Genomic DNA, 23,933 nt, shown 5'->3' with positions numbered 1-23,933 from the left:
GGACGCGGGGAAAGGTGTAGGCGGACGGGTAGGTAACTGACAGGTAGCACTGCTACATGTCCGTTACCTACCCGCCCGCCTATACCTTTCCCCGAGGAGCCGCTGGGCCGCCCGGGCGCCCCGGCGGCGGTTCGATGAGCGGGGCGGCCGGCGGCGGCCCGGCCGGGATCGGCTCCTCGAACACCAGCAGCGTGTGCGTGTTCACGATGCCCTTCATGCCCTGGATCTGGTCCAGGATCAAGTGCCGCAGATCGGCGTTGTCCCGTGCCCGGACGAGGAGGACCAGGTCGAACTCCCCGCCGACCAGACCGATGTGGTCGACGCCCCGCAGCTTTCGGAGCTCCTCGCGGACCGAACGCCACTCCGACTGCTCCAAGTTGACCGTGACGTAGGCCGACGTGCCCAGGCCGGCCAGCACCGGATCGATGTCCGCGCTGTAGCCGCGAATCACTCCGCTCGTCTCGAGCCGCTGCACTCGCGCGTATGCGTTGGCCCGCGAGATGTGCAGCTTCTCGGCCAGCGAGCGCATGGACATGCGCCCGTCCCGACGCAGTTCGTCGACGATGCGCTGGTCGACGTCGTCGAGACCTCCTGCCACTTGTCTCGCGGCCATGCCCTGACTCCTCTCTGAGTTGGACATGTGGATCTCAATACCACGATATTGCTGGATGTTCTCTCGGATCCTCGCCTTTGATGGAATCCGAATGCGGCGTTGACCAGTATATCTATATGACGAGTGACGCAGATCTCATGTTGCCGTCCCGGGAGCCGATCATGCTCCTGGATCCGGACGGCCGCCCGACGGCCGCCGGCAAGGGCTCGCTGCCCGACGCCGAGGCGCTGCTCAGGGGCCTCGCGGGCATGATCGCGGCCCGCCGCTTCAACGAGCAGGCCGGCGTGCTCGTCCGGCAGGGCCGCCTGGCGGTCTACCCGTCGTCCTACGGGCAGGAGGCCTGCCAGGTCGCCGCCGCGCAGGTGCTGGCCGACGGCGACTGGCTCTTCCCGACCTATCGCGACACGGCGGCCGCCGTCGCCCGCGGCGTCGACCCGGTCGAGGTGCTCGGGCTGCTCAAGGGCGACTGGCACTCGGGTTACGACCCGTACGAACGCAACGTCGCCCCGCTGACGACACCGCTCGCCACGCAGCTCCCGCACGCCGTCGGGGTGGCGCATGCCGCACGGCTGCGCGGGACCCGCACCGTGGTCCTGGCGATGTGCGGCGACGGCGCCACGAGCGAGGGCGACTTCCACGAGGCCCTGAACTTCGCGGCGGTCTTCCGGGCGCCGGTCGTGTTCTTCGTCCAGAACAACCAGTACGCGATCTCGGTTCCGCTGGCCCGGCAGTCGGCCGCGCCGTCGCTGGCGCACAAGGGCGTGGGCTACGGCATCCCCGGCGAACACGTGGACGGCAACGACCTCGCGGCCCTCCTCGACGTTTTGTCGAGGGCGGTCGACCGTGCGCGGACCGGCGCGGGTCCGCAGCTCGTCGAGGGCCGCACGTACCGGATCCAGGCCCACACCAACGCCGACGACGCGACCCGCTACCGGTCGGACGACGAGGTCACCGAGTGGGCGGCCAAGGACCCGATCGCGCGGCTGGAGACCTACCTGCGGGCCGAGGGGATCCTGGACGACACCCGCGCCGCCGCCTTCGCGGGGGCCGCCGAGGAGGTGGCCCACCGCACGCGGGACGGGATCAACCGGGACGTCGAGCCGAACCCCGATGACCTGTTCCGTTTCGTCTACGCCGAGCCGACGCCGCAGCTCGTCGAACAGCTCGCGATGGTCCGCGACGAGCTGAGCCGAGAGGAAGGTCACCGATGACCACCATCGCTGTGGAGCACGAGACGCTCAGCACGGCGCAGGCGCTCAACCGGGCCCTGCGCGACGCGCTGGCCGAGGATCCGACGGTGCTCGTCTTCGGTGAGGACGTCGGCCCGCTCGGCGGCGTCTTCCGGGTGACCGACGGACTCACCGCCGAGTTCGGCGAGGATCGCTGCTTCGACACCCCGCTCGCGGAGGCCGGCATCGCGGGCTTCGCCGTCGGGCTGGCCATGAACGGCATGCGGCCGGTGATGGAGATGCAGTTCGACGCCTTCGCCTACCCGGCGTTCGAGCAGGTGGTCAGCCATATCGCCAAGATGCGGAACCGGACCCGCGGCCGGGTGGAGCTGCCCCTCGTCATGCGCGTTCCGTACGCCGGCGGCATCGGCGGCGTCGAGCACCACTGCGACTCGTCGGAGGCCTACTTCGCGCACACGCCCGGCCTGCACGTCGTCGCGCCGTCGAACCCCGCGGACGCCTATTCGCTGCTGCGGGACGCGATCGCCTCGCCGGACCCGGTGGTGTTTCTCGAACCGAAGAAGCTCTACTGGGCGAAGGGCGACGTCGCCCTGCGCAGCGGTCGTGAGCCGGGCATCGGCACCGCGGTCGTGCGACGGCAGGGCACCGACGCGACCCTCATCGCCTATGGCTCGTCCGTGCCGGTGGCGATCGAGGCCGCCGAGGTGGCCGCGCGCGACGGCCGCAGCCTGCAGGTCGTCGACCTGCGCTCGCTGGTGCCGTTCGACGACGCGACGGTCTGCGGGGCTGTCGAGTCGACCGGACGCGCCGTCGTCGTCGCGGAGGCCGCGGGGTTCGCCAGCGTCGCCTCCGAGATCGCGGCCCGGGTGGGTGAGCGCTGCTTCCACTCGCTGTCGGCGCCGGTGCGGCGCGTGACCGGCTTCGACATCCCGTACCCGCCGCCGAAGCTCGAGCACCTCCAGCTGCCGTCGGTCGACCGGATCCTCGACGCCGTCGACGACCTCCAGTGGGAGGACGCATGACTGCCGCCGCCGCGCGGATCTTTCTGCTGCCGGACCTCGGCGAGGGGCTGACCGACGCGTCGGTGGTCCAGTGGCTGGTCGCGGAGGGCGACGTCGTCGCCGTCGACCAGCCGGTGGTGGAGGTCGAGACGGCGAAGTCGGTGGTCGAGGTGCCCAGCCCGTACGCGGGCCGGGTCAGCAGGCTGCACGCTGCCGAGGGCGAGACGGTCGACGTCGGCAAGCCGCTCATCACTGTCACGCCTGAGGAGGTCGGCGCGGTCGAGCCGGAGCCTGCGCCCGGTGGCTCGGGCAACGTGCTGATCGGTTACGGCACCTCGGCGCCCACCGCCCTGGACAGGCGACGTCGCCCGCGCGACGCCCGGCCGGCGGCGCAAGTCATGACCGCTACGGACAAGCGGCCGGTGAAGGTGATCTCGCCGATCGTCCGGCGGCTCGCGCATGAGGCGCACCTGGACCTGCGAGCGATCCGGCCCACCGGGACCGGCGGGGTCGTCACCAGGTCTGACGTGCAGACGGCGATCAAAGGGCTGGCGACGGCCGCGGAACCGGAGCAGCGCATCCCGCTCAGCGGGTTCCGCAAGGCGGCGTCCGCGGTGCTGTCGCGGAGCCGCGCCGAGATCCCCGAGGCGACCGTCTGGGTCGACGTCGACGCCACGGCGCTCTGGGACCTGCGCGCGGCCACGCGGACGCCGACCGATCCCGGGCCGGGGCTGCTCGCGCACCTGGCCCGGTTCGTCGTCGCCGGGCTGAAGGCGTACCCGGTGCTGAACTCGCGGCTCGACGTCGAGCGCGCCGAGATCATCGTGTCCGACGTGGTCAACCTCGGCATCGCCGTCCAGGGTGAGCCCGGGCTGGTCGCTCCGGCGGTGCTCGGGGCGGACTCTATGACCACCGTCGAGCTCGACGCGGCCATCCGGGACCTCACGGCCCGTGCGCGCGTCGGAAAGGCGACGTCCGAGGAGCTAGCCGCCGGGACGTTCACGCTGAACAACTACGGCAGCCTCGGGGTCGATGGCAGCGCGGCGATCATCAACCACCCGCAGGTCGCGATGATCGGCTTCGGCCGCATCATCGACCGGCCGTGGGTGGTCGACGGCGAGATCGTGCCGCGCAAGATCACGCAGATGTCCTTCGTCTTCGACCACCGCGTCTGCGACGGCGGCACGGCGGCGGCGTTCATGCGCCAGATAGCGGACGCGATAGAGAACCCGCTCCCGGCCATAGTCCGCCTCTGAGCCAGCTGGTCTTGGTTGTGGGCGTGATCGTTGCGACTATGCGCCCGTTTTAGGCGCAACGATCACGCCCACAACCAAGGTGTCAGGGGGGTGGGTTGAGACCCTCGAAGAGGATGGTCGAGATCGTGGTTGCCAGGGCGTCCGCGGGCAGCGGACCGCCGGGCCGGTACCAGTCGACGAGGGAGTTGACCATGCCGAAGATGAGGCGGCTGATGACGTCCGGGTCGACGTCGGCGCGCAGGTCGCCCTCGTCGGCAGCCTGCCGGACGAGCGTCGCCAGGCGTTCGTCGATGTGCCGGCGGCGCTCCACGGCCGACCTTTCGACGTCGCTGTTTCCGCGGACGCGGAGGAGGAGCGTGACGGCCGGGAGATGGGCGACCAGGATGCGCACCGCCGCCTCGACGGTGGCGCGCAGGCGCACCGCGCTCGGTTCGCCGTCGGACGCCGTCGCCGCTGCCTCGACCGCCGAGCTGAGGCCCTCGAGCGCCTCGTCGAGCGCCGCCGAGAGCAGCGCCTCCTTGCTGCTGAAGTGGTGATAGACCGCCGACTTGGTGACGCCCAGCTCGGCGGCGAGGTCACTGATCGAGGTGGCGTCGAACCCGCGGCGGTTGAAGACGTCGATGGCCGTCCGGAGCACGGCCTCGCGGTCGTGACCAGGGCGTCCGCGCGGGCGGCGAGCGGCCGTGTCCGTCGTCGTGGCGTCGGTGGTCATCGCGTCATCGTCGCAGACCGGACGCCCGGGAGTGCCCGTCAGCCCTCCGCGGCGGTCTTTGCGACGAGGGTCAGCACGTCGTACGTCGCCACCAGCTCGCCGTCCTGGTTGGTGACCGTCGCGTCCCAGCGGACCTCGCCGTAGTCGGCGGAGCTGCGCGGCGTCATCTGCTTGACGGTCAGGCTCACCCGGATGGTGTCGTCCACCTTGACCGGGGTGAGGAACCGCAGGTGGTCGACGCCGAAGTTGGCGAGCACCGGGCCCGGCTCCGGGTCCACGAACAGGCCCGCGGCCAGGGACACGACGAGGTAGCCGTGCGCGACGATGCCGCCGAAGAACGGGTTCGCGGCCGCGGCCTCCGGGTCGGTGTGCGCGTAGAAGGTGTCCCCGGTGAACTCCGCGAAGTGGTTGATGTCGTCGAGCGTGACAGTGCGGGACGCCGTCTCGATGGTGTCGCCGATGCGCAGCTCGGCCAGCGACTTGCGGAACGGGTGGACGGTGTCGACCAGGCGCCGCGACCCCGTGGTCCACCGCCCGGTGATCGCGGTGAGCATGTCGGGGGAGCCCTGGAGGGCGGTGCGCTGCATGTGGTGCAGGACGCCGCGGATGCCGCCCAGCTCCTCGCCGCCGCCGGCGCGGCCCGGGCCGCCGTGCACGAGCATCGGCAGCGGGCTGCCGTGGCCGGTCGACTCGCCGGCGTCGTCGCGGTCGAGGATCAGGAGCCGGCCGTGCCAGGGTGCGAGGCCCCGGGCGACGTCGCGGGCGACCTGCGGGTCGTGCGTGGCCAGGGAGGCCACCAGGCTGCCGCGGCCGCGGGCGGCCAGCTCCACCGACTCGTCCACCGAGCCGTAGCTGAGCACGGTGGCGACCGGGCCGAACGGCTCGACGTCGTGCGGCTCGGCGGCGCCCGGGCGGGCCCGCAGCAGGACGGGAGAGAGGAACGCGCCGCGTTCGGCGTCGGCGCCCACGACGTCGACGTGCGACGGGTCGCCGTACACGATCTCGGCGGAGGTGCGCAGCGCCTCGATGGCCTTACGCACCTCGTCGCGCTGGGCGAGGCTCGCGAGCGGGCCCATCCGGACGGTCTCGTCGGCCGGGTTGCCGACGGTGATCCGGTCCAGGCGTGCGCTGATCGCGTCGACGACGGCGTCCGCGATCGGTTCCGGGACGATGACGCGCCGGATGGCCGTGCACTTCTGGCCGGCCTTGACGGTCATCTCGGTGACCACACCCTTGACGAACAGATCGAGCTCCGGATCGCCGGGGCGCACGTCGGGCCCGAGGATCGAGCAGTTCAGCGAGTCGGCCTCGACCCCGAGGCGCACACCCCGGTCCAGCACCGAAGGGTGGCCGCGCAGGATCCGCGCGGTGTGCGCGGAGCCGGTGAACGCGACGGCGTCCTGCGCGCCGAGCTCGTCCAGCAGCGTGCCGGCGCTGCCGCAGACGAGCTGCAGGCTGCCCTCGGGCAGGATGCCGGACGCGACGATCCGCCGGACGACCGCCTCGGTGAGGTACGCCGTCTGGCTGCCGGGCTTGACGATGCTCGGCAGGCCCGCGAGGAACGCGGGCGCGAGCTTCTCGAGCATGCCCCAGACGGGGAAGTTGAAGGCGTTGATCTGCACGACGACGCCGGGGCGCGAGGTGTACAGGTGCTGGCCGACGAAGGCGCCGCCCTTGCCGAGCGGCTCGTGGGGGCCGTCGAGGAACACCGTGTCGTCCGGCAGCTCACGCTTGCCCTTGCTCGCGTAGCTGAACAGGGTGCCGATGCCGCCGTCGACGTCGACCATCGAGTCGCGCCGGGTGCAGCCGGTGCGCAGCGACAGCGTGTAGAGCTCGTCCTTGAACCGGCCCAGGTGCAGGGCCAGCTCCTTGAGCAGGCTCGCCCGCTCGTGGAACGTCAGCCGCTGGATCGCGGGCCCGCCGACCTCGCGGGCGTGGGCGACCATGGCCGCGAAGTCGAGTCCGCGGCTCGAGACGCGGGTGACCTCCTCGCCGGTCACGGCATCCAGGACGGGGACACCCTCGTCGGTGCCGCGGAGCCAGTAGCCCGCGACGTAGCTCTCCAGTGTGCTCACGGTGCGTTCTCCCTCGGACGCCGTACTGCCGCTCGGATCGGTCGGCCGGGGCCGTTGTGCGACCCGCCGCGCCTGTGTCACAGTATTACAGAACGTTCGGTCAGTAAATAGGCGAGGATGCCACCGGAGGTGCCCATGTCGGCAGTCGCGGACGCCGAGCTCGAGCCTGAGCTGGAGGCCGAGCTCGAGGCCCGGTTCGAGGCCACGGTGCGGCGCAAGGACCGCATCGAGCCGCGCGACTGGATGCCCGAGGCCTACCGCAAGACACTCGTGCGCCAGGTCGCCCAGCACGCCCACTCCGAGATCATCGGCATGCAGCCCGAGGGCGCCTGGATCGGCCGCGCGCCGTCGCTGCGGCGCAAGGCGATCCTGCTCGCCAAGGTGCAGGACGAGGCGGGGCACGGCCTCTACCTCTACTCGGCGACGGAGACGCTCGGCGTCTCGCGCCAGGAGCTGACCGAGATGCTGATCGGCGGCAGGCAGAAGTACTCCTCGATCTTCAACTACCCCACGCTCTCCTATGCGGACATGGGCACCATCGGCTGGCTGGTCGACGGCGCCGCCATCTGCAACCAGGTACCCCTGTGCCGCACCTCGTTCGGCCCCTACGGCCGGGCCATGATCCGCATCTGCAAGGAGGAGTCCTTCCACCAGCGGCAGGGCTACGAGCTGCTGACGACGATGATGCGCGGCACCGACGAGCAGCGCGCCATGGTCCAGGAGTCCGTCAACCGGTTCTGGTGGCCCTCGCTGATGATGTTCGGCCCGCCGGACGACGCCTCGACCAACACCGCGCAGTCCATGGCCTGGGGCATCAAGACGCACACCAACGACGAGCTGCGCCAGCGCTTCGTCGACATGACGGTGCCGCAGGCCGAGGTGCTGGGCGTGACGCTGCCCGATCCCGAGTTGGCGTGGAACGAGGAACGCGGGTCGTACGACTTCGGGCAGCCGGACTGGGACGAGTTCTGGCGGGTCGTCAAGGGAGACGGGCCGTGCAACGCCCAGCGCGTGGCCCACCGGAAGCGGGCCTGGGACGAGGGCGCCTGGGTCCGGGAGGCGGCGCTCGCGTTCGCGAGCCGGGCGGGCAGCGCCGGCCTCGAGGACGACGTGAGCGACGGGACGGAGGCGACATGACCGGCCAGGTCAGCGGCGAATGGCCGCTCTACGAGGTGTTCGTGCGCGGCAAGCGCGGCCTCAACCACGTCCACGTCGGGTCGCTGCACGCCCCCGACGACCAGCTCGCCCTGCGCCACGCGCGCGACGTCTATACCCGCCGCAACGAGGGCGTGAGCATCTGGGTGGTCCGCTCGTCCGCGATCACGGCGTCCAGCCCGGACGAGAAGGACCCGCTCTTCGCGCCCAGCGGGGACAAGGTCTACCGGCACCCCACGTTCTACGAGATCCCCGCCGACGTCCCCCACATGTAGATCCCGCCGCAGATCTCCCGCAGGAGAGGAGCACCGCATGCCCGACGTCCGCACGCACGAACCCGACGACCACGACAACGCCTACGCGGGGCTGCTCGTCAACGACGTCCACTGGGCCTTCGGAACCGACTTCGAGGACCCGCTGGCCGGCGTGGACGCGACGGTGCCCGACGGCGTCGAACCCGCCGCCCTGGCGACGTACTGCCTGATGCTCGGCGACGACGCCCTGGTGATGTCCCAGCGGATCGCCGAGTGGTGCAGCAACGCGCCCGACCTGGAGGAGGACATCGCGCTGTCGAACATCGCGCTCGACCTGCTCGGCCAGGCGCGGCTGCTCCTCGCCCGGGCCGCGGCCGCGGACGGCGCGCAGGTCCCCGCGCTGCCCGACGGCTCGCCCGTGCCGGACGAGGACCGGCTGGCGTACTTCCGCGACGTCGCACAGTTCCGCAACGTGCGCCTCGCGGAGGTCCCCAACGGCGACTTCGCGCAGACCGTCACCCGGATCCTGCTCTTCTCCACGTGGCGGCTGGCGCTCTTCGAGGAGCTGTCGCGCAGCCGGGACGCCGTGCTCGCCGCCGTCGCGGCCAAGGGGGTCAAGGAGCTCACCTACCACCGGGACTTCGCCGGCCGCTGGTTCCTGACCCTGGCGCGCGGCACCGCCGACTCCCGACGGCGCCTGCTCGCCGGGCTCGACGAGCTCTGGCCGCTGTGGGCCGAGCTGTTCGAGACGCACGACGTTGAGCGGGCCGCTTCGGGCGCGGGCGTCGGCGTCGACCCGGCGGGCCTCACCGCGGACGTCGACGCCGTCCTCGACCAGGTGCTGGCGGCGAGCGGCGTCGACCGGCCGGACCACGGCCCGCTCGGCGGAGCCCACGGGCGCAGGGGCCGCGACGGGCACCACACCGGAGCGCTCGGCAGCCTGCTCGAAGAGATGCAGGTGGTCGCCCGCGCACACCCGAGGGGGCAGTGGTGACCGCGACGCTCGAACGGGCGCGAGAGGTGGCGTGCGCCGTCGTCGACCCCGAGCTGCCGATGCTCACGCTGGCCGACCTCGGCGTCCTGCGCGACATCACCGTGGACGACGACGGCGTCGTCACCGCCGCGATCACCCCCACCTACTCGGGCTGCCCCGCCATGGCGGCCATGCGCGACGACCTCGTGCGCGAGCTACGGGCCGCGGGCTTCCCCGACGTGCGCGTGCGGATCGCCCTCGAACCGGCCTGGACCACCGACTGGATCACCCCGGCCGGACGGAAGGCGCTCGCGGCCGCCGGGATCTCCCCGCCGGGACCGGCGCCGCGCCGGTCCGGCCCCGTGCCGCTGCGGCTCGCGCCCACCCGCCGCGCCGTCCGCTGCCCGTTGTGCGGGTCGGACGACGTCGAGGCCGGCTCGGAGTTCGGCTCCACGGCGTGCAAGGCGCTGTACCGCTGCCGGGCCTGCCTGGAGCCGTTCGAGCACGTGAAGGAGATCTGACGTGACCGCCACCCTGCAGGCCGCCGCCGGCCCGCGCTCGACGTTCCACACGCTCACGGTGACCGCCGTCGAGCAGCTCACGGACGACGCGGCCGCCGTGACGTTCGGCCTGCCCGACGAGCTGCGGGACGTGTTCGACTTCGCCGCCGGCCAGTCGCTGACGCTGCGACGCGTCGTCGACGGCGTCGAGCAGCGCCGCACCTACTCGATCTGCGCGCCCGTGGGCAGCGCGCCGCGGATCGGCGTCCGCGAGATTCCCGACGGCGTTTTCTCGTCCTGGCTGGTGCGCGAGGTGCGGCCGGGCGACCAGGTCGAGGTGCTGCCGCCGAGCGGCAGCTTCCGGGCCGACCCGGCCGAGGGTGGTCGGCACCTGTGCATCGCGGCGGGCTCCGGCATCACGCCCATGCTGTCGATCGTGTCCACCGTGCTGCGCAACCCTGACGCGCGGGTGACGCTGCTCTACGGAAACCGGACCACGGGCTCGGTGATGTTCGCCGAGGAGCTCGCGGACCTCAAGGACGCCCATCACGAGCGGCTCGACCTGGTGCACGTCCTGTCCCGGGAGCCACGCGACGTCGAGCTGTTCTCGGGCCGGCTCGACGGTGACCGGCTGCGCGACCTGCTCACGCTCGTGGTCCCCGTCGGCGACATGGACCACGTCTGGATCTGCGGGCCGCTCGGCATGCTGACCGAGGCCCGGGCGGTGCTGGAGGAGCTCGGCGTCCCGGCCGACCGGGTGCACTTCGAGCTCTTCTGGGTGGACACGCCCCCGCCGGAGCTCCACCACGCGGACCGGGTGGTGGAGGGGGCGACGAGCGAGGTGACGGTGATCCTCGACGGCCGGTCGACGACGAGCGCCATGCCCCGGGACAAGCGGCTCCTCGACGCCGCGCAGGAGGTCCGCGCCGACCTGCCCTTCGCGTGCAAGGGCGGGGTCTGCGGGACGTGTCGCGCCAAGCTCCGCGCCGGAGAGGTGGACATGGTGCGCAACTACGCCCTCGAACCGGGGGAGGTCGCGGCCGGGTTCGTCCTCACCTGCCAGTCGTTCCCGGTCAGCGACGAGGTCACCGTGGACTACGACGCATGAACGGGCCGCTGCAGGTCGACGAGTACGACGACCGGGTGGTCCTCCGGCTGAACCGCCCCGAGGTCCGCAACGCCATCGACGTCGACATGGTCAAGGCCCTGCACGAGGCGTGTGCCGCCCTGGAGGCCACGCCGCGGGTGGCGCTCCTGATCGGCTCCGGCCGCACGTTCGCCGCGGGGGCGGACATCGCCGAGCTGCGCGAACGGCGTCGGGAGGACGCGCTCGCCGGGATCAACTCCGGCCTCTTCGACCGGATCCACCGGCTGCCGATGCCGGTCATCGCGCTGCTGGACGGGTACGCCCTCGGGGGCGGCGCGGAGCTCGCGTACGCCTGCGACTTCCGGATCGGCACTCCCGCGACGAGGATCGGCAACCCGGAGCCGGGCCTCGGCATCCTCGCGGCGGCCGGCGCCTCCTGGCGCCTGAAGGAGCTGGTCGGCGAGCCGCTGGCCAAGGAGATCCTGCTGGCGGGGCGCGTGCTCGACGCAGAGGAGGCCCTGGCGGTCCGGCTGCTCAACGAGGTGGTCGCGGCCGTCGACCTCGAGCTGGCGGGGCACCGGCTCGCCGACCGGATCACGGCCCAGGCGCCGCTCGCGGTCCGGCTGACCAAGGCCGTCCTGCACGCGCCGCGCGACGCGCACCCGCTGATCGACGACGTCGCGCAGGCGGTGCTCTTCGAGACCCAGGAGAAGATCGACCGGATGACGGCGTTCCTCGAACGCCGGAAGGAGAAGCCATGACCTCCGGCGTCGTCCCGAAGTCTGTCCCGCAGGTGGTGGGCGTGTACGGCGGCGGACGGATGGGTGGCGGCATCGCGCACGCCTTCGTGGCCGTCGGCTCCGCCGTCGTCGTCGTCGAGAACGACGAAGCCTCGGCCGAGGCGGCGCGCGAGCGGATCGAGGCGAGCCTCGCCAAGGCGGTGGCCAAGGGCGAGCGGATCGCCGGCGCGTTCGACGTCGTGACGGACGCCGGGGCCCTGGCCGGGTGCGCGCTGGTGGTCGAGGCCGTGCCCGAGCTGGTCGACCTCAAGCACGACGTGCTGCGGCGGATCGCCGCGGCGGCCCCCGACGCGGTGATCGGCAGCAACACGAGCTCCCTGTCCATCGACGCGCTGGCCGACGCCCTGCCGGACCCGTCCCGCCTGGTGGGCCTGCACTTCTTCAACCCCGTGCCGGTCAGTTCCCTGGTCGAGGTGGTGGTCGGACGGCGGACCGCGCCCGCCCTCGTGGAGGCGGCCCGGGGCTGGGTCGCCGGCCTGGGCCGGACGCCGATCACCGTCCAGGACTCGCCCGGCTTCGCGAGCAGCAGGCTCGGGGTGGCGCTGGCGCTGGAGGCGATGCGCCTGCTGGAGGAGGGCGTGGCCAGCGCCGCCGACATCGACACCGCGATGACGCTGGGGTACCGGCACCCCGTAGGCCCGCTGCGCACCACCGACCTCGTCGGGCTCGACGTCCGGCTGCACATCGCCGAGCACCTGGAGCGCGAGCTGGGACCCCGGTTCGCGCCGCCGCGGGTGCTCCGGGACAAGGTCGCGGCGGGCGAGCTGGGCCGCAAGACGGGACAGGGTTTCTACCGATGGTGACCCACCACGTCTGGAGGAGGAGTTATGACCGGCACTCCCGTCGTCGTCGACCGCGCCGATGCGGTCGCGACGATCACGCTGAACGACCCCGAGCACCGCAACGCGCTCACCGCCGCGTCCAAGGTGGCGCTGCGGGACGCCGTGGCGGACGCCGCCGACGACGAGCGGGTGCGCGCCGTCGTGCTCGCGGGATCGGCCAGGACGTTCTGCCTAGGCCAGGATCTCGTCGAGCACGCGAAGGCCCTGGCGGGCGGGGCCGAACGGGCCTTCGCCACGGTCCGCGAGCACTACACGCCGATCGTGCGGGACCTGCTCACCATGCCCAAGCCGGTCATCGCCGCCGTGGGCGGAACGTGCGTCGGCGCCGGGCTGGGCCTCGCGCTGGCCTGCGACCACCGGGTCTTCGCGACCGGCGTCAAGCTGGCGACCGCGTTCGCCGGGATCGGGCTGACCTTCGACACCGGCCTGTCCGTCACGCTGCCGCGCGCGGTCGGGGACGCGCGGGCGAAGGAGCTGGTCCTGTTCGGCCGCACCTTCACGGCTGAGGAGGCCATCGCCTGGGGCATCTCCGGCGAGACGGTCGACGCCGACGAGGTGCTGCCCCGGGCCCTCGCCCTCGCCCGGAAGCTCTCCGAGGGGCCGACCACAGCGTTCGCGGAGAGCAAGCGCCTGATCGGGCAGGCGAGCGGACTGAGCCTCGACGAAGCGCTCGAGGCCGAGGCGATCGGGCAGGTCACGTGCGGTTCGACCAAGGACCACGCCGTGGCGGTGGCGGCGTTCCTGGACCGGGAGGTGCCGGTCTTCACTGGGCGTTGAGGCGCGAAGGAAGACCGCGCCGCCGAGGCGAGCGGGTGAGGACGAGCTGGCGTCTTCGGGATCGGCCGCACGCACGTAGTTCCGTAGCTGGACCGCGGCCGAGACGAGGCAGCCGAGGACGAAGCCCCACTGTTCGGTCGCGGCCGCGTAGGCGATCCACACCGGCTGCACGCTGAAACCGAGAAGCCAGCCCCATGCGCCGCGTCGTTCGGCGGCCAGCCGGAGTGCCAGCACCTGCAGCCCGGTGATCACCCAGGCCCAGATCTGGCTGGCTTCCGGCGTGCCGAGCACCAGCGCGGAGGTCAGCGCGCTCAACACCAGTGCTCCAGCCAGCCGGATTCTCATGCGGTCGACGCTACGGATCTTGGGTGCTCGTCCGCTTCAGCAGTAATCGCCAATCTGCCAGGTACGCGCAGTGGTTAATTCAGACCATGGGTTGATTCAGACCAGGAAGTGCTCGTAGGCGTACGAGGCGGCTGCCGACCGCGAGGCGACCCCGAGCTTGCCGAAGATGTTGGCCAGGTGGCGGGCCACGGTGTGCTCGCTGATCACCAGCTCGGTCGCGATCTGCCGGTTGGAGCGGCCCTTGGCGACCAGGCGCAGGACCTCCACCTCGCGTGCGGTCAAGCCGGTGCCGCCCCTGGGTTCCGCAGCCTGCAGGGCACTGACGCGCGCGACGTCCGGAGCCGCGCCGAGTCGGGCGAAGGTCACCCGTGCGGTGTCGAGCTCCAGATCGGCAGTGGCATGATCGCCGAGCCCTCGGACGGCGATGCCGACCAGAACCCGCGCCTCAGCGGCCTCGTACGGGCAGGACAGCCGGTGGAAGACCGCACACGCGCTGCGTAACGGTGGCAGCGCCGCTTCGGCAGCACCACGTTCCAGGGCGACCGCGCCGGTCGCCAGGTCGGCCATGGCGCGCAGCAGCAGGGTGCTCATGGTGTCCGCCAGCCGGTCGAGCGCTTCCGCGGAGGCCTCCGCTGCCTCGACGCCGCCCCGGGCCAGCTCGGCCTGAACATGAGCGGCGAGGAGGCGGGCGTGCCGCAACGGGCTGCCGGCACTGCTCGCCAGCGCTACACGGAGCGCGACCGTCGCCTCGCCCGCCTTGCCCTCGGCGAGCCGCAACAGCGCCAGCCCTGGCTGCGGATCACCGCCGTGTTCATAAGTGCGCCGGAAGGCTTCCTCGGCACCTCGATAATCACCCTTGCGCCTGCGGATCTCACCTGCGAGGTACTGGCCGTAGGCGATCAGGTAGTCGCCGAAGGGTGCGAGCTCCGTGGCCGCGCGCACGGCTTGGGTCTCGGCGACCGTCCATTCGCCGTGCAACGATCTGAGCTCGCACTGATGCAGGCGGCACAGGCCCGGGTACCAGCTGTCGTGGCCGCGTTGCTCGCACCAGCGCACCGCGAGGTCGGTCCACTGTCCGGCCCGCCGCACATCACCCAGCTCGTGGCACGTGTCGAGCACCAGGCAGTAGACCCATCCCGTGATGAAGGGCGTCAGCTCGTCGTTGAGCACCGCGACCATCGCCTCGTCGAGGCGTTGCAGGCCCTCGGCGGGCTCATGTCGGGCGATGCGCACCCGGCCGTCGACGGCAAGGCAGAGCGCTTCCAGGTCGTGATCGCGCGTGCGCTGTGCCACCTCGAGCGCCCGCGCGTTATGTGTCAGCGCCGCGTCGGTGTCGCCCTGATACAGCGCCCAGCAGGCTTCGGCGAAGCAGACGTAGCCCGGCTCGACCCGCTCAGGTGCCTCCTCGGCGTGCTTGCGGGCGCGCTTGAGCCAGCCTCCCGCTGCGGCGGTCTCGTCGAGATCAAAATGGCTGTTGAACAGCAGCCAGGCTGAACGGGTCGCGCCGGCCGAGTCGCCGGAGTCCCGGAATCTCGTGTAGGCGCGCTGCCGGGCTGAGATCGACTCCTGGGGACGCCCCAGCCAGAAGGCCGCTTCGGCGAGCTGCTCCAGCTGGCCGACGTCGAGCTCGGCGGGATCAGCGGCCTGGAGCCGGTCGTAGACAGCACGCCAGGGCGATGGAGCCGCCGCCACCGGCGACCGTACTGGCTCGATCTCTCTGGCCACGTCGCACCGCCTCGCCTCCGGCCACGCAGGGGCGGCCGTCTATCGCATGTTACTGCGCCACCTGTCGGACGGCGGTGACGCCAGGGTGCCGGTCTTTATCGAGCGTTGACGTTCGCGCCCGTCACCACCTAGAACTACCGACGTCTGTGCATGGGAGCAGGGGGTAGCACGCGAGCCACGCGTGCAAACAGGAAAGGAAACCCATGCACAGTCCGTCACAAGACCGTCGCACCGGTCGCAGGAGAAGAGGCCGTCACTTCGAGGTAGCGCCGGGGGCACGTGATTCCCGGCGCAGTCTGCTCAGGCGTTTGATCGGCGGTGCGATGGCCGCCGTGACGGCATGCAGCGGGCTCGTCGCCACTGCGGCGCCGCCGGCGTTCGCCGAGACCGTGTACGAGATCGAGGGCGAGTGGGAGGCGAGTACGCCGGCCACCGTGGGTCGCGGTGACGTGGTCAACGCCGTCTGGCGGATCAACGTCAACGACGACGCGGAGGCGCCCGCCAACGACCCCGTCGACGACGTGACGTTCACCGTCACCCTGGACAAGGGCCGGTTCAACGAGATCCCGGACCTGTGCCGCAAAGCCGACGTCGACCCCGTCTCGGCGATCTCGGCCGACGGCAAGACGCTGACCTGCAACCTGGGCACGGTGGAGCAGGGCACCGCGGTGATCGTGCAGACCCCCGTGGTGGTCGACGGCGAGACGGGCGAGGAGCTCACCGCCGTCGGTGAGACCAACGGGCTGGAGATGCCGCTGGACCCGATCGCCATCGAGAACGACTTCGCGATGGACATGCAGTTCGGTGGCAACACCACGTACTACCGATGGGACGAGAACTACCGGTCGGTCGACCTCGACCTGGAATGGGCGCTGCGACTGGGCAAGGGCTCGGACCCCGGCCCCGACAGCGTGACCTATCGGCTGCGCTTCACCGAGAGCAACGGGGCGCCGGTCACCATCGGCACGAAGTACAACGGCGACACGGGCTGCACACCGTTCAACGGCAACCGGGCCAGCGGGGTCCCCTGGTCCGAGCTGCCGGGCTATCCGGCCGACCAGCAGACGTCCTTCGTGGACAGCTGCACCCTGACGCCGGTCGCGGGCATGCCTGGTGTGTTCGACCTGCGGCTGACCGGCATCAACTACGACCTCGCCAGCGTTCCGAAGTATGACTCGACGATTGAGCGGAACCCGCTCCCGACGGACTGGAACTACATCGCGAGCGGCAGCCTGTGGCTCCACGTCGCCACCAACCAGTCCGGTTCGATCACCCTGCAGTCGAATGCCCCGACGTACACCTCGACGACGGGGCTGAGGTCCACCGACCTGGCCGGCAACAACAGCACCAGCAAGACCTACGTGCTGCCCGGTCGATGGGCCGCTCCATACCACCGTCCGTACACCGGTGCCGGGGGCACCAACTGGGACGACACCTACCGGGTCTCGCCCGGTACGACGGTCATGCAGTACATCAACAACACTGCCGCCCGCCTGAACGCGCCCCCGACGGCGCAGCATGGGCAGTGTCTGGTCTTCGACACCGCCCATGCCACGTACACCCCGCCGCCAGCCGGAACTGCATTCCCGTCGATTCGCGGCTACTCCCCCACCGGAGAGGGCGGCGCGAGCGAGCTGGACAACCCGCCGGCGATCCAGTACTACGTGGGCAACGTCGCCAACCCGAACGCGTTCAACTGCGGCACCGACCCGGCGAACTGGACGACGACACCGCCGACCGACCTCGCCCAGGTCAAGGCCATCCGGATCATGTACCCGGACTCGCTGCTCACGGCCGAGGGGTTCAACGGCATCCAGCTCGTCGGCTACACGACGATCAAGGACGACGTGCGGGCCGGCCAGGACGTCTGGATGTTCGGCTCCGTGTACAACCCGGTCAGCGGTGTCTGGGAGGGTCCGGGCGAGCCGTGGAACTCGACGGTGACCAACCCCACCCCCGGCGCGCGCTACCCGGCGACCAACGGGCGCCGCGACATCCTGCGGATCGTCACCGCGACCCCGGCGATCCGGAAGGCCGCGAGCCAGTCGACGGTCAAGCCGGGTGAGCCCGGGACGTTCACGCTGACCTACTCGGCGAATGGCTCGGGTGCGATCCCCGACACGGTGGACGGCTACGTCATCACCGACACGCTCCCGGTGGGCATGACCTATGTCGCGGGGTCCGCGACCCCGGCGCCCGTGGTGACCACCAACGCCGCGGGGCAGCAGGTCCTGCGCTGGACCCTCGACGACGTGCCGACGAACGAGGAGCACACCCTGACCTACCAGGCGGTGGCCGGTAGCTCGGTCCGGCCAGGTCAGGTGCTCACCAACACGGCCACCAGCACCTTCAACGGGCTGACCACCCCGCCCGCGACCTCCCAGGTCACGATCACCACGAACGGCCAGACTCTGATCGGCAAGAGCACCGACCAGTGGTTCATCGCCAACCCGGACGGTTCCGGCGACGGCACGGGCTCGTGGACGGTGACGCTCAAGTCCGAGGACCCGCTGCCGCAGCGGTTCACCGACACGATCGACATCCTCCCGTATAACGGTGACGGCCGCGGCACGGACTACGAGGGCACTTACAGCGTCACGAGCGTCGACGTGCCCGCGGGCGCGACGGTCTACTACACCGACGAGGATCCGGCCTCACTCAGCGACGACCCGGCGCACGCCTCGAACGGCGCGGCCGGCAACCCGGCCGGCAACACGGCGGGCTGGACCACGACCATGCCGGCCAACCCGACGGCGATCCGGGTGATCGGCGGCCAGCTCGCGCCGGGCGCGTCGCTCGCGTTCAAGATCAACATCGAGACGGAGGGTGCCGACCCGGGCGACGTCTGGGTGAACCGCTCCCAGGCGCGTGCCGAGCACACGAGGCTCGTGATGCGCACGTCGGAGCCGCTGACCATGGGCACGATGTACTCGGCGTCGCTCAAGAAGTACGTGCAGGACCTCGAGGGGAACTGGCACGACGCCAACGACCCGGCCGACTACCCGGTCTTCCGCGACGGCGAGACCATCCGGTACCGGATCGTCGTGGAGAACACCGGCCAGGGCACGCTGACGGACGTCGTCGTCTCCGACGACAAGCAGCCCGAGCTCGGCTCGTTCACGATCGACGAGCTGGCGCCGGGGGACACCGACACGCACGAGTTCGAGATCACGGCCGACGCCGCGGCAGGCGACGTCGTGGTCAACAACGCGTGCGCCGAAGCGGATCAGCCGGACGACTCCGAGGATCCGCCGACGATCAACTGCGACCCGGCCGGGTTCGAGATCGACGGAGAGCCGACGCACGAGAAGACCCTGATCTCGGCGACCCCCATCGGCAACGGCCAGTGGGAGGTCGTGTACGGGATCGAGGTCACCAACGTCTCGGAGGCGCCGACGTCGTACAGCCTGGAGGACACGCTGCACTTCACCGACGAGGCGGACATCGTCTCGGCGGAGGTGACGTCGTCGCCCGACGGCGTCACGCTGACCGATCCCGCCTGGGACGGGCAGGGCAACGTGGGCATCGCGTCCGGCGTCCCGCTCCTGGGTAGCGACGACGACGGTTACGCGGCGCACGAATACGAGCTGACCGTGATCGCGGACGTGCCGCTGAACATCCCGGGTGCGGGCAGCGCCGACGACCCGACCGAGTGCGGCGCCGACGGCGACGACTCGGACACGGCGTTCAACAACACGTCGCAGATGACGGACGAGCGTGGCGAGACCGAGGACGACCAGGCGTGCGCGCCGATCCCCTCGATCGACATCACCAAGTCCATCAGCGAGGGTCCGGTCCCGAACCGGGACGGCACCTGGACGGTCACCTACGACATCGTCGCCAAGAACTCCGGCAAGGCCGACGGCGAGTACGACATGACCGACAAGATGACGGCGGACGGTGACCTGGTCATCGACTCCGGCCGGATCATCACGACGCCGGACGGCGTCACGGCCTCGCCGGACTGGACCGGTCTCGGCGCCGACCAGACCTCGCCGGAGAACGTCATCGCCTCCGGCGTCGACCTGCCCGCGGGGGAGAGCCACACCTACCAGGTGGAGGTCGTCCTCTCGATCGACGACGAGGACGGCGCCGTCGTGATCACGCCGTGCTCGGACGACCCGAGCGAGAACGGCGGCCTGTCGAACACCGCTCAGATCGAGCACAACGACCTGACCGACGACGACCCGGCGTGCGTCACGGTCGCGTACATCACCGTGGACAAGACGGTGGCAGAGGGCCCGACGCCGAACGGTGACGGGACCTGGACGGTCGTCTACGACGTCGTCGCCGAGAACGTCGGGGCCGCCACCGGTGAGTACGACGTGTACGACCAGCTGCGCCTGGGCGGCGACATCAACGTCGTCGGGAAGGACGTGACCGGGCCGGCCGGCGTGCCGCTCGAGCGCGGCTGGACCGGCCTGGGGGACACGCCCGACGCGGCGGAGAACCTGGTCGCCACCGGGGTGAGCCTGGATGCGGGTGCGAAGCACACGTACCAGGTGGAGCTCGTCGTCTCGCTGGACGAGGAGACGATCGACCCGAGCACCCTGGTCTGCCCGCCCCCCGGGTCGGGCGAGAGCGGCGGACTGGCCAACGGCACGCTGCTGGACCACAACGGCATCGTGGGCGAGGACGAGGTCTGCCCGAGCGTGCCGCTGTTCGAGATGAGGAAGGAGATCAGCGACGGCCCGACGCCGAACGGTGACGGGACCTGGACCATCACCTACGACCTGGTGGTGGACAACATCGGTCAGGCTGAGGGGAAGTACGTCGTGCGTGACCGGCTGCGGTACGGGGCCGGGATCGTGATCGAGTCCGCCGAGGTCACGGATGTCCCGGACGGCGTCACGCCGTCGGTCGGCTGGACCGGCCAGGGCACCGACGACGCCGGCGAGAACGTGGTCGCCGCCGACGTCGCCCTGCGGGCGGGTGGCAGCCACACCTACCAGGTGCAGGCGGTCGTCTCGCTGGACGACGCGGCCACGCCGGACACCCTGAAGTGCCAGCCGGGCAAGCCGGGTGGTCTCGCGAACACCGGTGAGCTCACGCACAACGGCGAGACCCAGGACGACGACGTGTGCGCGCCGCTGCCGCTGATCGACATCACCAAGTCCATCGCGGGCGCGGTGACGCCGGTCGACGGTGAGGACGGGGTGTACGACGCGAGCTACGAGATCATGGTCACCAACCGTGGTCCCGGCGCCGGGTCGTACGACCTGGACGACACCCTCGAGCCCGGTAAGGGGGTGACGGTGGTCGGCATCGAGGACGTGTCCACCGACGCGCCCGACCCGGTCGGGTTCAACCCCGGCTTCGACGGCGTCGACGACCCGCGGATCGTGACCGGCCAGCCCATCGCCGAGGCGCCAGGCGCCCCGGTGGTGCACACCTATACGGTCACGGTGCGGTACGCGGCGGACCTGAGCACCATCGAGGTGCCCGAGGCACCCGAGTGCACCACCGGTGACGGGACCATCGACGGGGCGCTGAACAACGTCGCCGGAGTCAGCTGGAACGGGATCGAGGACTCCGACGAGGAGTGCGTCCGCCCGGGCAAGCCGACCCTGGACAAGGCCCTGGTCTCGGCCAAGCCCGCAGGGAACGGCACCTGGAAGGTGGTCTACGACCTGACCGTCGGGAACGTCGGCACCGAGCCGACCACCTACGACCTGGACGACGAGCTCCTCTTCGCCCCGGTCATCACGGCCCAGGACGTCAAGGTCACCGGCCCGCAGGGGGTCACCGTGAACAAGGGGTTCGACGGTGACGGCGATCAGCGCATCGCCACCGGCGTACGGATCGCCGGCCTGGACGACAAGGGGTACTCCCCGCACGTCTACCGGGTGACCGTGCTCGCGAAGGTCCCGCTGCACTTCGCGGAGGGCGACGTGGACGACGACGGGACGGGCTCGCCGGCCTGCACCGTCCCGCCCGGGTCGAACCTGCTCGAGCAGGGCCTGAACAACGCCGCGACCCTGACCGACGAGACCGGAGGGACGCAGACCGACACGGACTGTGCTCCGGTGCCGTCGATCGACATCACCAAGTCCGTGATCGGTGACCCGGTCGCCGGCCCGAACGGGCAGTGGACGGTCACGTACGCGATCACGGCGGTCAACACCGGTGCCGCCGCGGGCGAGTACACCCTCACCGACCGGCTGCGGTTCGGCGCGGGGATCCAGGTCGCCGCGGCGCAGGTGACGGACACGCCGAAGGGCGTGACCGCCGCCCGGTCCTGGACCGGCCGGGGAGCGCCGGGGGCTGCTACGAACGTGGTCGCCACCGATGTGGACCTGCCCGCCGGGGGCAAGCACACCTATCGGGTGCAGGTCCGGGCCACCGTTCCGGGTGACTCGGGGGACACCTCCACGTTCACGTGCCCCGAGCCCGGCTCCGGCAAGCCGGGCGGGTTCGCGAACACGGCCGGGATCGGTCACAACGACCTGGCCGACACCGCGGAGGCCTGCGCCACGCCGGACGAGCCCGGTGAGCCCGGAGACCCCGGCACGCCGAGCGACCCGCCGCCGCCCCTGGCGATGACGGGTGCCGACCTCGGCTGGATCATCGCGGGAGCGGCGCTCCTGATCCTGCTCGGCGCGGCCGCCCTGATCATCGCGCACCAGCGACGCAACATCCGCTGATGCGACGGTGACGCCCTGAGAGCGAAAGCCCTGCCACGGCCACACCCCCGGCCGCTGGCAGGGCTTTCGCCTGACCTGCCATGATGACCACGTGCCTGCCTACACGCTGCAAGTCACCGACGGCGACCCGGCCCGCGTCGCGACGGTTCTGCCCGGCAGCGGCTACACCGCCATGGGACCTCTGCTCTGGTACGCCCGGGCCGCGCTGAGCGACCAGGGCTGGACGGTCCGCACCCTGGAGTGGACGACCAAGCCCACCTGGGACGAGGCCCGCGCCGCGTACGAGGAGATTCTCGACGGCGCGGACGCCCCCGACGAGGACACGCTGCACATCGTGGTGGCCAAGTCCCTCGGCACGCTCGCGATGCCGCTGGCGGTCCGCCTCGGACTGCCGGGCGTGTGGCTCACACCCGTGCTCACCAGCGAGGACGCGCTCGACGTGCGGGCGACGGCCGCCGACCTGGACGAGGAGCACCTGCTGATCGGCGGCACCGCGGACCCCCTGTGGGACGGCGATCTCGCGGACGGCTCACAGGCCGACGTCGTCGAGGTGGAGAGCGCGGACCACAGCCTCGAGGTGCCGCAGGACCGGGCGGAGAACCTGGCGATCATCGACGAGGTGATGGCGGCGATCGAGGAGTTCGCGGGCTCGTTCGGCGAGGAGTGACCCGAACGGCTACCCGGACGCGGCCGGCTACCAGATGGAGATCTCGCTCAGGCCGGAGCCGGCCCCGGAGTCGTCCTGGAGGCAGACGACGCCGATGCGCGCCGGCTTCTCGAAGCGGACCGGGTACACCTCGTCGAACGCGTCCCCCTTCACGGCGCGGCTGTCCACGGTCCGGTGCTGAGCGTCGAGCAGCTCGACCTGCTGGCCGACCGGGTCGAACGGCGTCCGCACGACGACCAGGCTGACCTCGCGAGGCTCGGGGAGGACCACGCAGACCCGCGGGTGGTTCGGCTCCGTGCACTCCTTCTCGCCGGCGGGGCCGTCGCTCGCACTCCCGGTGGCGTCGGTCCCGGTGGTGTCGGTCTCGGTGGCGCAGACCCCGGGCAGCCGGACGCCGTCCGTGTCCCATTCCACGTCGCCGTCCGTGATCGGGCACGGCGACACGGCCGGCCTGAGCTGCCCGGAGGCCTCGTCCTCGGCCAGGCACTCGGCGCCCCGGGACGGCGGCGTCAGATCGCCGGGCGGAGCGACGCCGGCGCTGCGATATGCGGTCTCGACGCGTTCGCCGCCGATCTTCGCGGTGGTCTGCGCGACGACCATCAGCTCGGACGGCGCGTCGGCGTACACGCGGGCGTCCACCTCGGCGGACGTGCCGGTCGTCGGGCCGGCGAGCAGGAGGGGGCCGGACGCGGCGTCGCCCGTGCTGGCGGACACCACCGTGTAGGTGACCTTCTTGCCGGTCGGCACGTCGGTCGCTGCCGGCCAGGACACCTCGAGCAGGCCGTCCTTGCCCGTCACGGTGAGCGCGGGCTCCCAGTACACGAGGTCCGGGACGCGGCGGGGCTCGCCGTTCGCGACCGACCCGGTGCCCGACTCCGGGAGCACGAGCGTGGTGTTCGGGCCGAACTCGGCGTCGCCGACGTGGAGCGTGGCCGTGGCCTGCAGCCCGGCCGTGGTGTCGCCCAGCTCGTCCTTCTCCAGCGACCAGAGCCCCTTCTCGTCCGGTTCCGCGGAGACGGGCCGCGGGCAGAACGGGCCCGGAAGCAGGCAGAAGAACCCGAGCGACAGGGCCGCCGTGACGGCCTTGACGTCGTTCGCGGTGTCGTACAGGTACACCGAGACCGACGAACGCGGGGCCGAGTACCCGTCCGCGTGCATGACCCGGCTGTAGAGCGCGCCGGTCGGCTCGGGGCTCGGAGCGAGCTCGCCGCGCAGGGGCGCGCTTCGGTCGTAGGTGCACGCGGCCAGGGCCAGGACAGTCGCGACCAGGGCCATGGCAACGGAACCACGCTGCTTCGGGAGCACCCGCGGAGGTTA

Annotated in this window: 18 protein-coding genes; 13 read left to right on the top strand and 5 right to left on the bottom strand. The window is 71.4% G+C overall.

What is annotated here, in order from left to right:
• Nucleotides 1-79 precede the first annotated feature (79 nt).
• Complete coding sequence (locus EW117_RS03930; RefSeq protein ID WP_129783926.1) at nt 80-613, bottom strand: Lrp/AsnC family transcriptional regulator; 534 nt, start codon at nt 611-613, stop codon at nt 80-82.
• 116 nt (nt 614-729) lie between these two features.
• Between EW117_RS03930 and pdhA the strand changes: the two genes are divergently transcribed.
• Genes pdhA through EW117_RS03915 form a run of 3 tightly spaced genes read left to right on the top strand, consistent with a single transcriptional unit; the run spans nt 730 to nt 4,060 of the window.
• Nucleotides 730-1,824 (top strand): pyruvate dehydrogenase (acetyl-transferring) E1 component subunit alpha, encoded by a 1,095-nt coding sequence (pdhA, locus tag EW117_RS03925; RefSeq protein ID WP_129783924.1) that lies wholly within the window; start codon nt 730-732, stop codon nt 1,822-1,824.
• On the top strand, nt 1,821-2,825 hold the full coding sequence (locus EW117_RS03920; protein WP_129783922.1) for an alpha-ketoacid dehydrogenase subunit beta: 1,005 nt from the start codon (nt 1,821-1,823) through the stop codon (nt 2,823-2,825). The genes pdhA and EW117_RS03920 overlap by 4 nt, the downstream gene beginning before the upstream one ends.
• Nucleotides 2,822-4,060, top strand: a complete 1,239-nt coding sequence (locus tag EW117_RS03915; protein WP_129783920.1) for a dihydrolipoamide acetyltransferase family protein — start codon at nt 2,822-2,824, stop codon at nt 4,058-4,060. The genes EW117_RS03920 and EW117_RS03915 overlap by 4 nt, the downstream gene beginning before the upstream one ends.
• An 82-nt stretch (nt 4,061-4,142) precedes the next feature.
• On the opposite strand, the gene EW117_RS03910 is transcribed toward EW117_RS03915, so the two are convergent.
• Nucleotides 4,143-4,772: a TetR/AcrR family transcriptional regulator gene (locus EW117_RS03910; protein ID WP_129783918.1), complete on the bottom strand. Its 630-nt coding sequence runs from the start codon at nt 4,770-4,772 to the stop codon at nt 4,143-4,145.
• Between the two features lie 38 nt (nt 4,773-4,810).
• Nucleotides 4,811-6,847, bottom strand: a complete 2,037-nt coding sequence (gene paaZ / locus EW117_RS03905; protein WP_129783916.1) for a phenylacetic acid degradation bifunctional protein PaaZ — start codon at nt 6,845-6,847, stop codon at nt 4,811-4,813.
• 135 nt (nt 6,848-6,982) lie between these two features.
• Between paaZ and paaA the strand changes: the two genes are divergently transcribed.
• From paaA to EW117_RS03865, 8 genes are read left to right on the top strand one after another with little or no spacing between them, the layout of a single operon-like run.
• A complete protein-coding gene (gene paaA / locus EW117_RS03900; protein WP_129783914.1) occupies nt 6,983-7,984 on the top strand; it encodes a 1,2-phenylacetyl-CoA epoxidase subunit PaaA in 1,002 nt (333 codons plus the stop codon).
• Nucleotides 7,981-8,277, top strand: coding sequence for a 1,2-phenylacetyl-CoA epoxidase subunit PaaB (gene paaB, locus EW117_RS03895; RefSeq protein WP_129783912.1), 297 nt, complete (start codon nt 7,981-7,983; stop codon nt 8,275-8,277). The genes paaA and paaB overlap by 4 nt, the downstream gene beginning before the upstream one ends.
• Nucleotides 8,278-8,314: 37 nt before the next feature.
• Nucleotides 8,315-9,250 carry a 1,2-phenylacetyl-CoA epoxidase subunit PaaC gene (gene paaC, locus EW117_RS03890; RefSeq protein WP_129783910.1) on the top strand — a complete coding sequence of 312 codons (936 nt, stop codon included), beginning with the start codon at nt 8,315-8,317 and terminating at the stop codon, nt 9,248-9,250.
• Nucleotides 9,244-9,750: a 1,2-phenylacetyl-CoA epoxidase subunit PaaD gene (paaD, locus tag EW117_RS03885; RefSeq protein WP_422890168.1), complete on the top strand. Its 507-nt coding sequence runs from the start codon at nt 9,244-9,246 to the stop codon at nt 9,748-9,750. Before paaC ends, paaD begins: the two co-directional genes overlap by 7 nt.
• Nucleotide 9,751: 1 nt before the next feature.
• The gene (gene paaE, locus EW117_RS03880) at nt 9,752-10,837 is read left to right on the top strand and encodes a 1,2-phenylacetyl-CoA epoxidase subunit PaaE (protein ID WP_129783906.1); all 1,086 of its coding nucleotides are present in this window, start codon (nt 9,752-9,754) and stop codon (nt 10,835-10,837) included.
• Entirely contained in the window at nt 10,834-11,577 is a 744-nt protein-coding gene (locus EW117_RS03875) for an enoyl-CoA hydratase/isomerase family protein (RefSeq protein ID WP_129783904.1), read from the top strand. Before paaE ends, EW117_RS03875 begins: the two co-directional genes overlap by 4 nt.
• Complete coding sequence (locus EW117_RS03870) at nt 11,574-12,419, top strand: 3-hydroxyacyl-CoA dehydrogenase family protein (protein WP_129783902.1); 846 nt, start codon at nt 11,574-11,576, stop codon at nt 12,417-12,419. The genes EW117_RS03875 and EW117_RS03870 overlap by 4 nt, the downstream gene beginning before the upstream one ends.
• A gap of 24 nt (nt 12,420-12,443) precedes the next feature.
• Entirely contained in the window at nt 12,444-13,235 is a 792-nt protein-coding gene (locus EW117_RS03865) for an enoyl-CoA hydratase/isomerase family protein (protein ID WP_129783900.1), read from the top strand.
• Between the two features lie 441 nt (nt 13,236-13,676).
• Here the strand turns inward: EW117_RS03865 and EW117_RS03860 are convergent, their stop codons facing one another.
• Nucleotides 13,677-15,305 carry a LuxR family transcriptional regulator gene (locus EW117_RS03860; protein ID WP_165362447.1) on the bottom strand — a complete coding sequence of 543 codons (1,629 nt, stop codon included), beginning with the start codon at nt 15,303-15,305 and terminating at the stop codon, nt 13,677-13,679.
• A 323-nt stretch (nt 15,306-15,628) separates the two neighbouring features.
• On the opposite strand from EW117_RS03860, the gene EW117_RS03855 reads away from it, so the two are divergent.
• Complete coding sequence (locus EW117_RS03855) at nt 15,629-21,949, top strand: DUF7507 domain-containing protein (protein ID WP_165362446.1); 6,321 nt, start codon at nt 15,629-15,631, stop codon at nt 21,947-21,949.
• A 91-nt stretch (nt 21,950-22,040) separates the two neighbouring features.
• Nucleotides 22,041-22,616 (top strand): hypothetical protein, encoded by a 576-nt coding sequence (locus EW117_RS03850; protein ID WP_129783894.1) that lies wholly within the window; start codon nt 22,041-22,043, stop codon nt 22,614-22,616.
• A 27-nt stretch (nt 22,617-22,643) separates the two neighbouring features.
• On the opposite strand, the gene EW117_RS03845 is transcribed toward EW117_RS03850, so the two are convergent.
• Nucleotides 22,644-23,921: a hypothetical protein gene (locus tag EW117_RS03845; RefSeq protein ID WP_129783892.1), complete on the bottom strand. Its 1,278-nt coding sequence runs from the start codon at nt 23,919-23,921 to the stop codon at nt 22,644-22,646.
• Nucleotides 23,922-23,933 lie beyond the last annotated feature (12 nt).

The sequence above is a fragment of the Promicromonospora panici genome (genome assembly GCF_900608595.1).
In the GTDB taxonomy this organism is placed as follows: domain Bacteria; phylum Actinomycetota; class Actinomycetes; order Actinomycetales; family Cellulomonadaceae; genus Promicromonospora; species Promicromonospora panici.
Note: the sequence above shows the minus strand (reverse complement) of the source record. Positions and strands in the feature narration are given on the sequence as shown.

What these genes read in the sequence shown, in the direction of transcription:
- EW117_RS03930 (WP_129783926.1), bottom strand. Translation starts at nt 613, where the DNA reads ATGGCCGCGAGACAAGTGGCAGGAGGTCTCGACGACGTCGACCAGCGC.
- pdhA (WP_129783924.1), top strand. Translation starts at nt 730, where the DNA reads ATGACGAGTGACGCAGATCTCATGTTGCCGTCCCGGGAGCCGATCATG.
- EW117_RS03920 (WP_129783922.1), top strand. Translation starts at nt 1,821, where the DNA reads ATGACCACCATCGCTGTGGAGCACGAGACGCTCAGCACGGCGCAGGCG.
- EW117_RS03915 (WP_129783920.1), top strand. Translation starts at nt 2,822, where the DNA reads ATGACTGCCGCCGCCGCGCGGATCTTTCTGCTGCCGGACCTCGGCGAG.
- EW117_RS03910 (WP_129783918.1), bottom strand. Translation starts at nt 4,772, where the DNA reads ATGACCACCGACGCCACGACGACGGACACGGCCGCTCGCCGCCCGCGC.
- paaA (WP_129783914.1), top strand. Translation starts at nt 6,983, where the DNA reads ATGTCGGCAGTCGCGGACGCCGAGCTCGAGCCTGAGCTGGAGGCCGAG.
- paaB (WP_129783912.1), top strand. Translation starts at nt 7,981, where the DNA reads ATGACCGGCCAGGTCAGCGGCGAATGGCCGCTCTACGAGGTGTTCGTG.
- paaC (WP_129783910.1), top strand. Translation starts at nt 8,315, where the DNA reads ATGCCCGACGTCCGCACGCACGAACCCGACGACCACGACAACGCCTAC.
- EW117_RS03875 (WP_129783904.1), top strand. Translation starts at nt 10,834, where the DNA reads ATGAACGGGCCGCTGCAGGTCGACGAGTACGACGACCGGGTGGTCCTC.
- EW117_RS03870 (WP_129783902.1), top strand. Translation starts at nt 11,574, where the DNA reads ATGACCTCCGGCGTCGTCCCGAAGTCTGTCCCGCAGGTGGTGGGCGTG.
- EW117_RS03865 (WP_129783900.1), top strand. Translation starts at nt 12,444, where the DNA reads ATGACCGGCACTCCCGTCGTCGTCGACCGCGCCGATGCGGTCGCGACG.
- EW117_RS03855 (WP_165362446.1), top strand. Translation starts at nt 15,629, where the DNA reads ATGGCCGCCGTGACGGCATGCAGCGGGCTCGTCGCCACTGCGGCGCCG.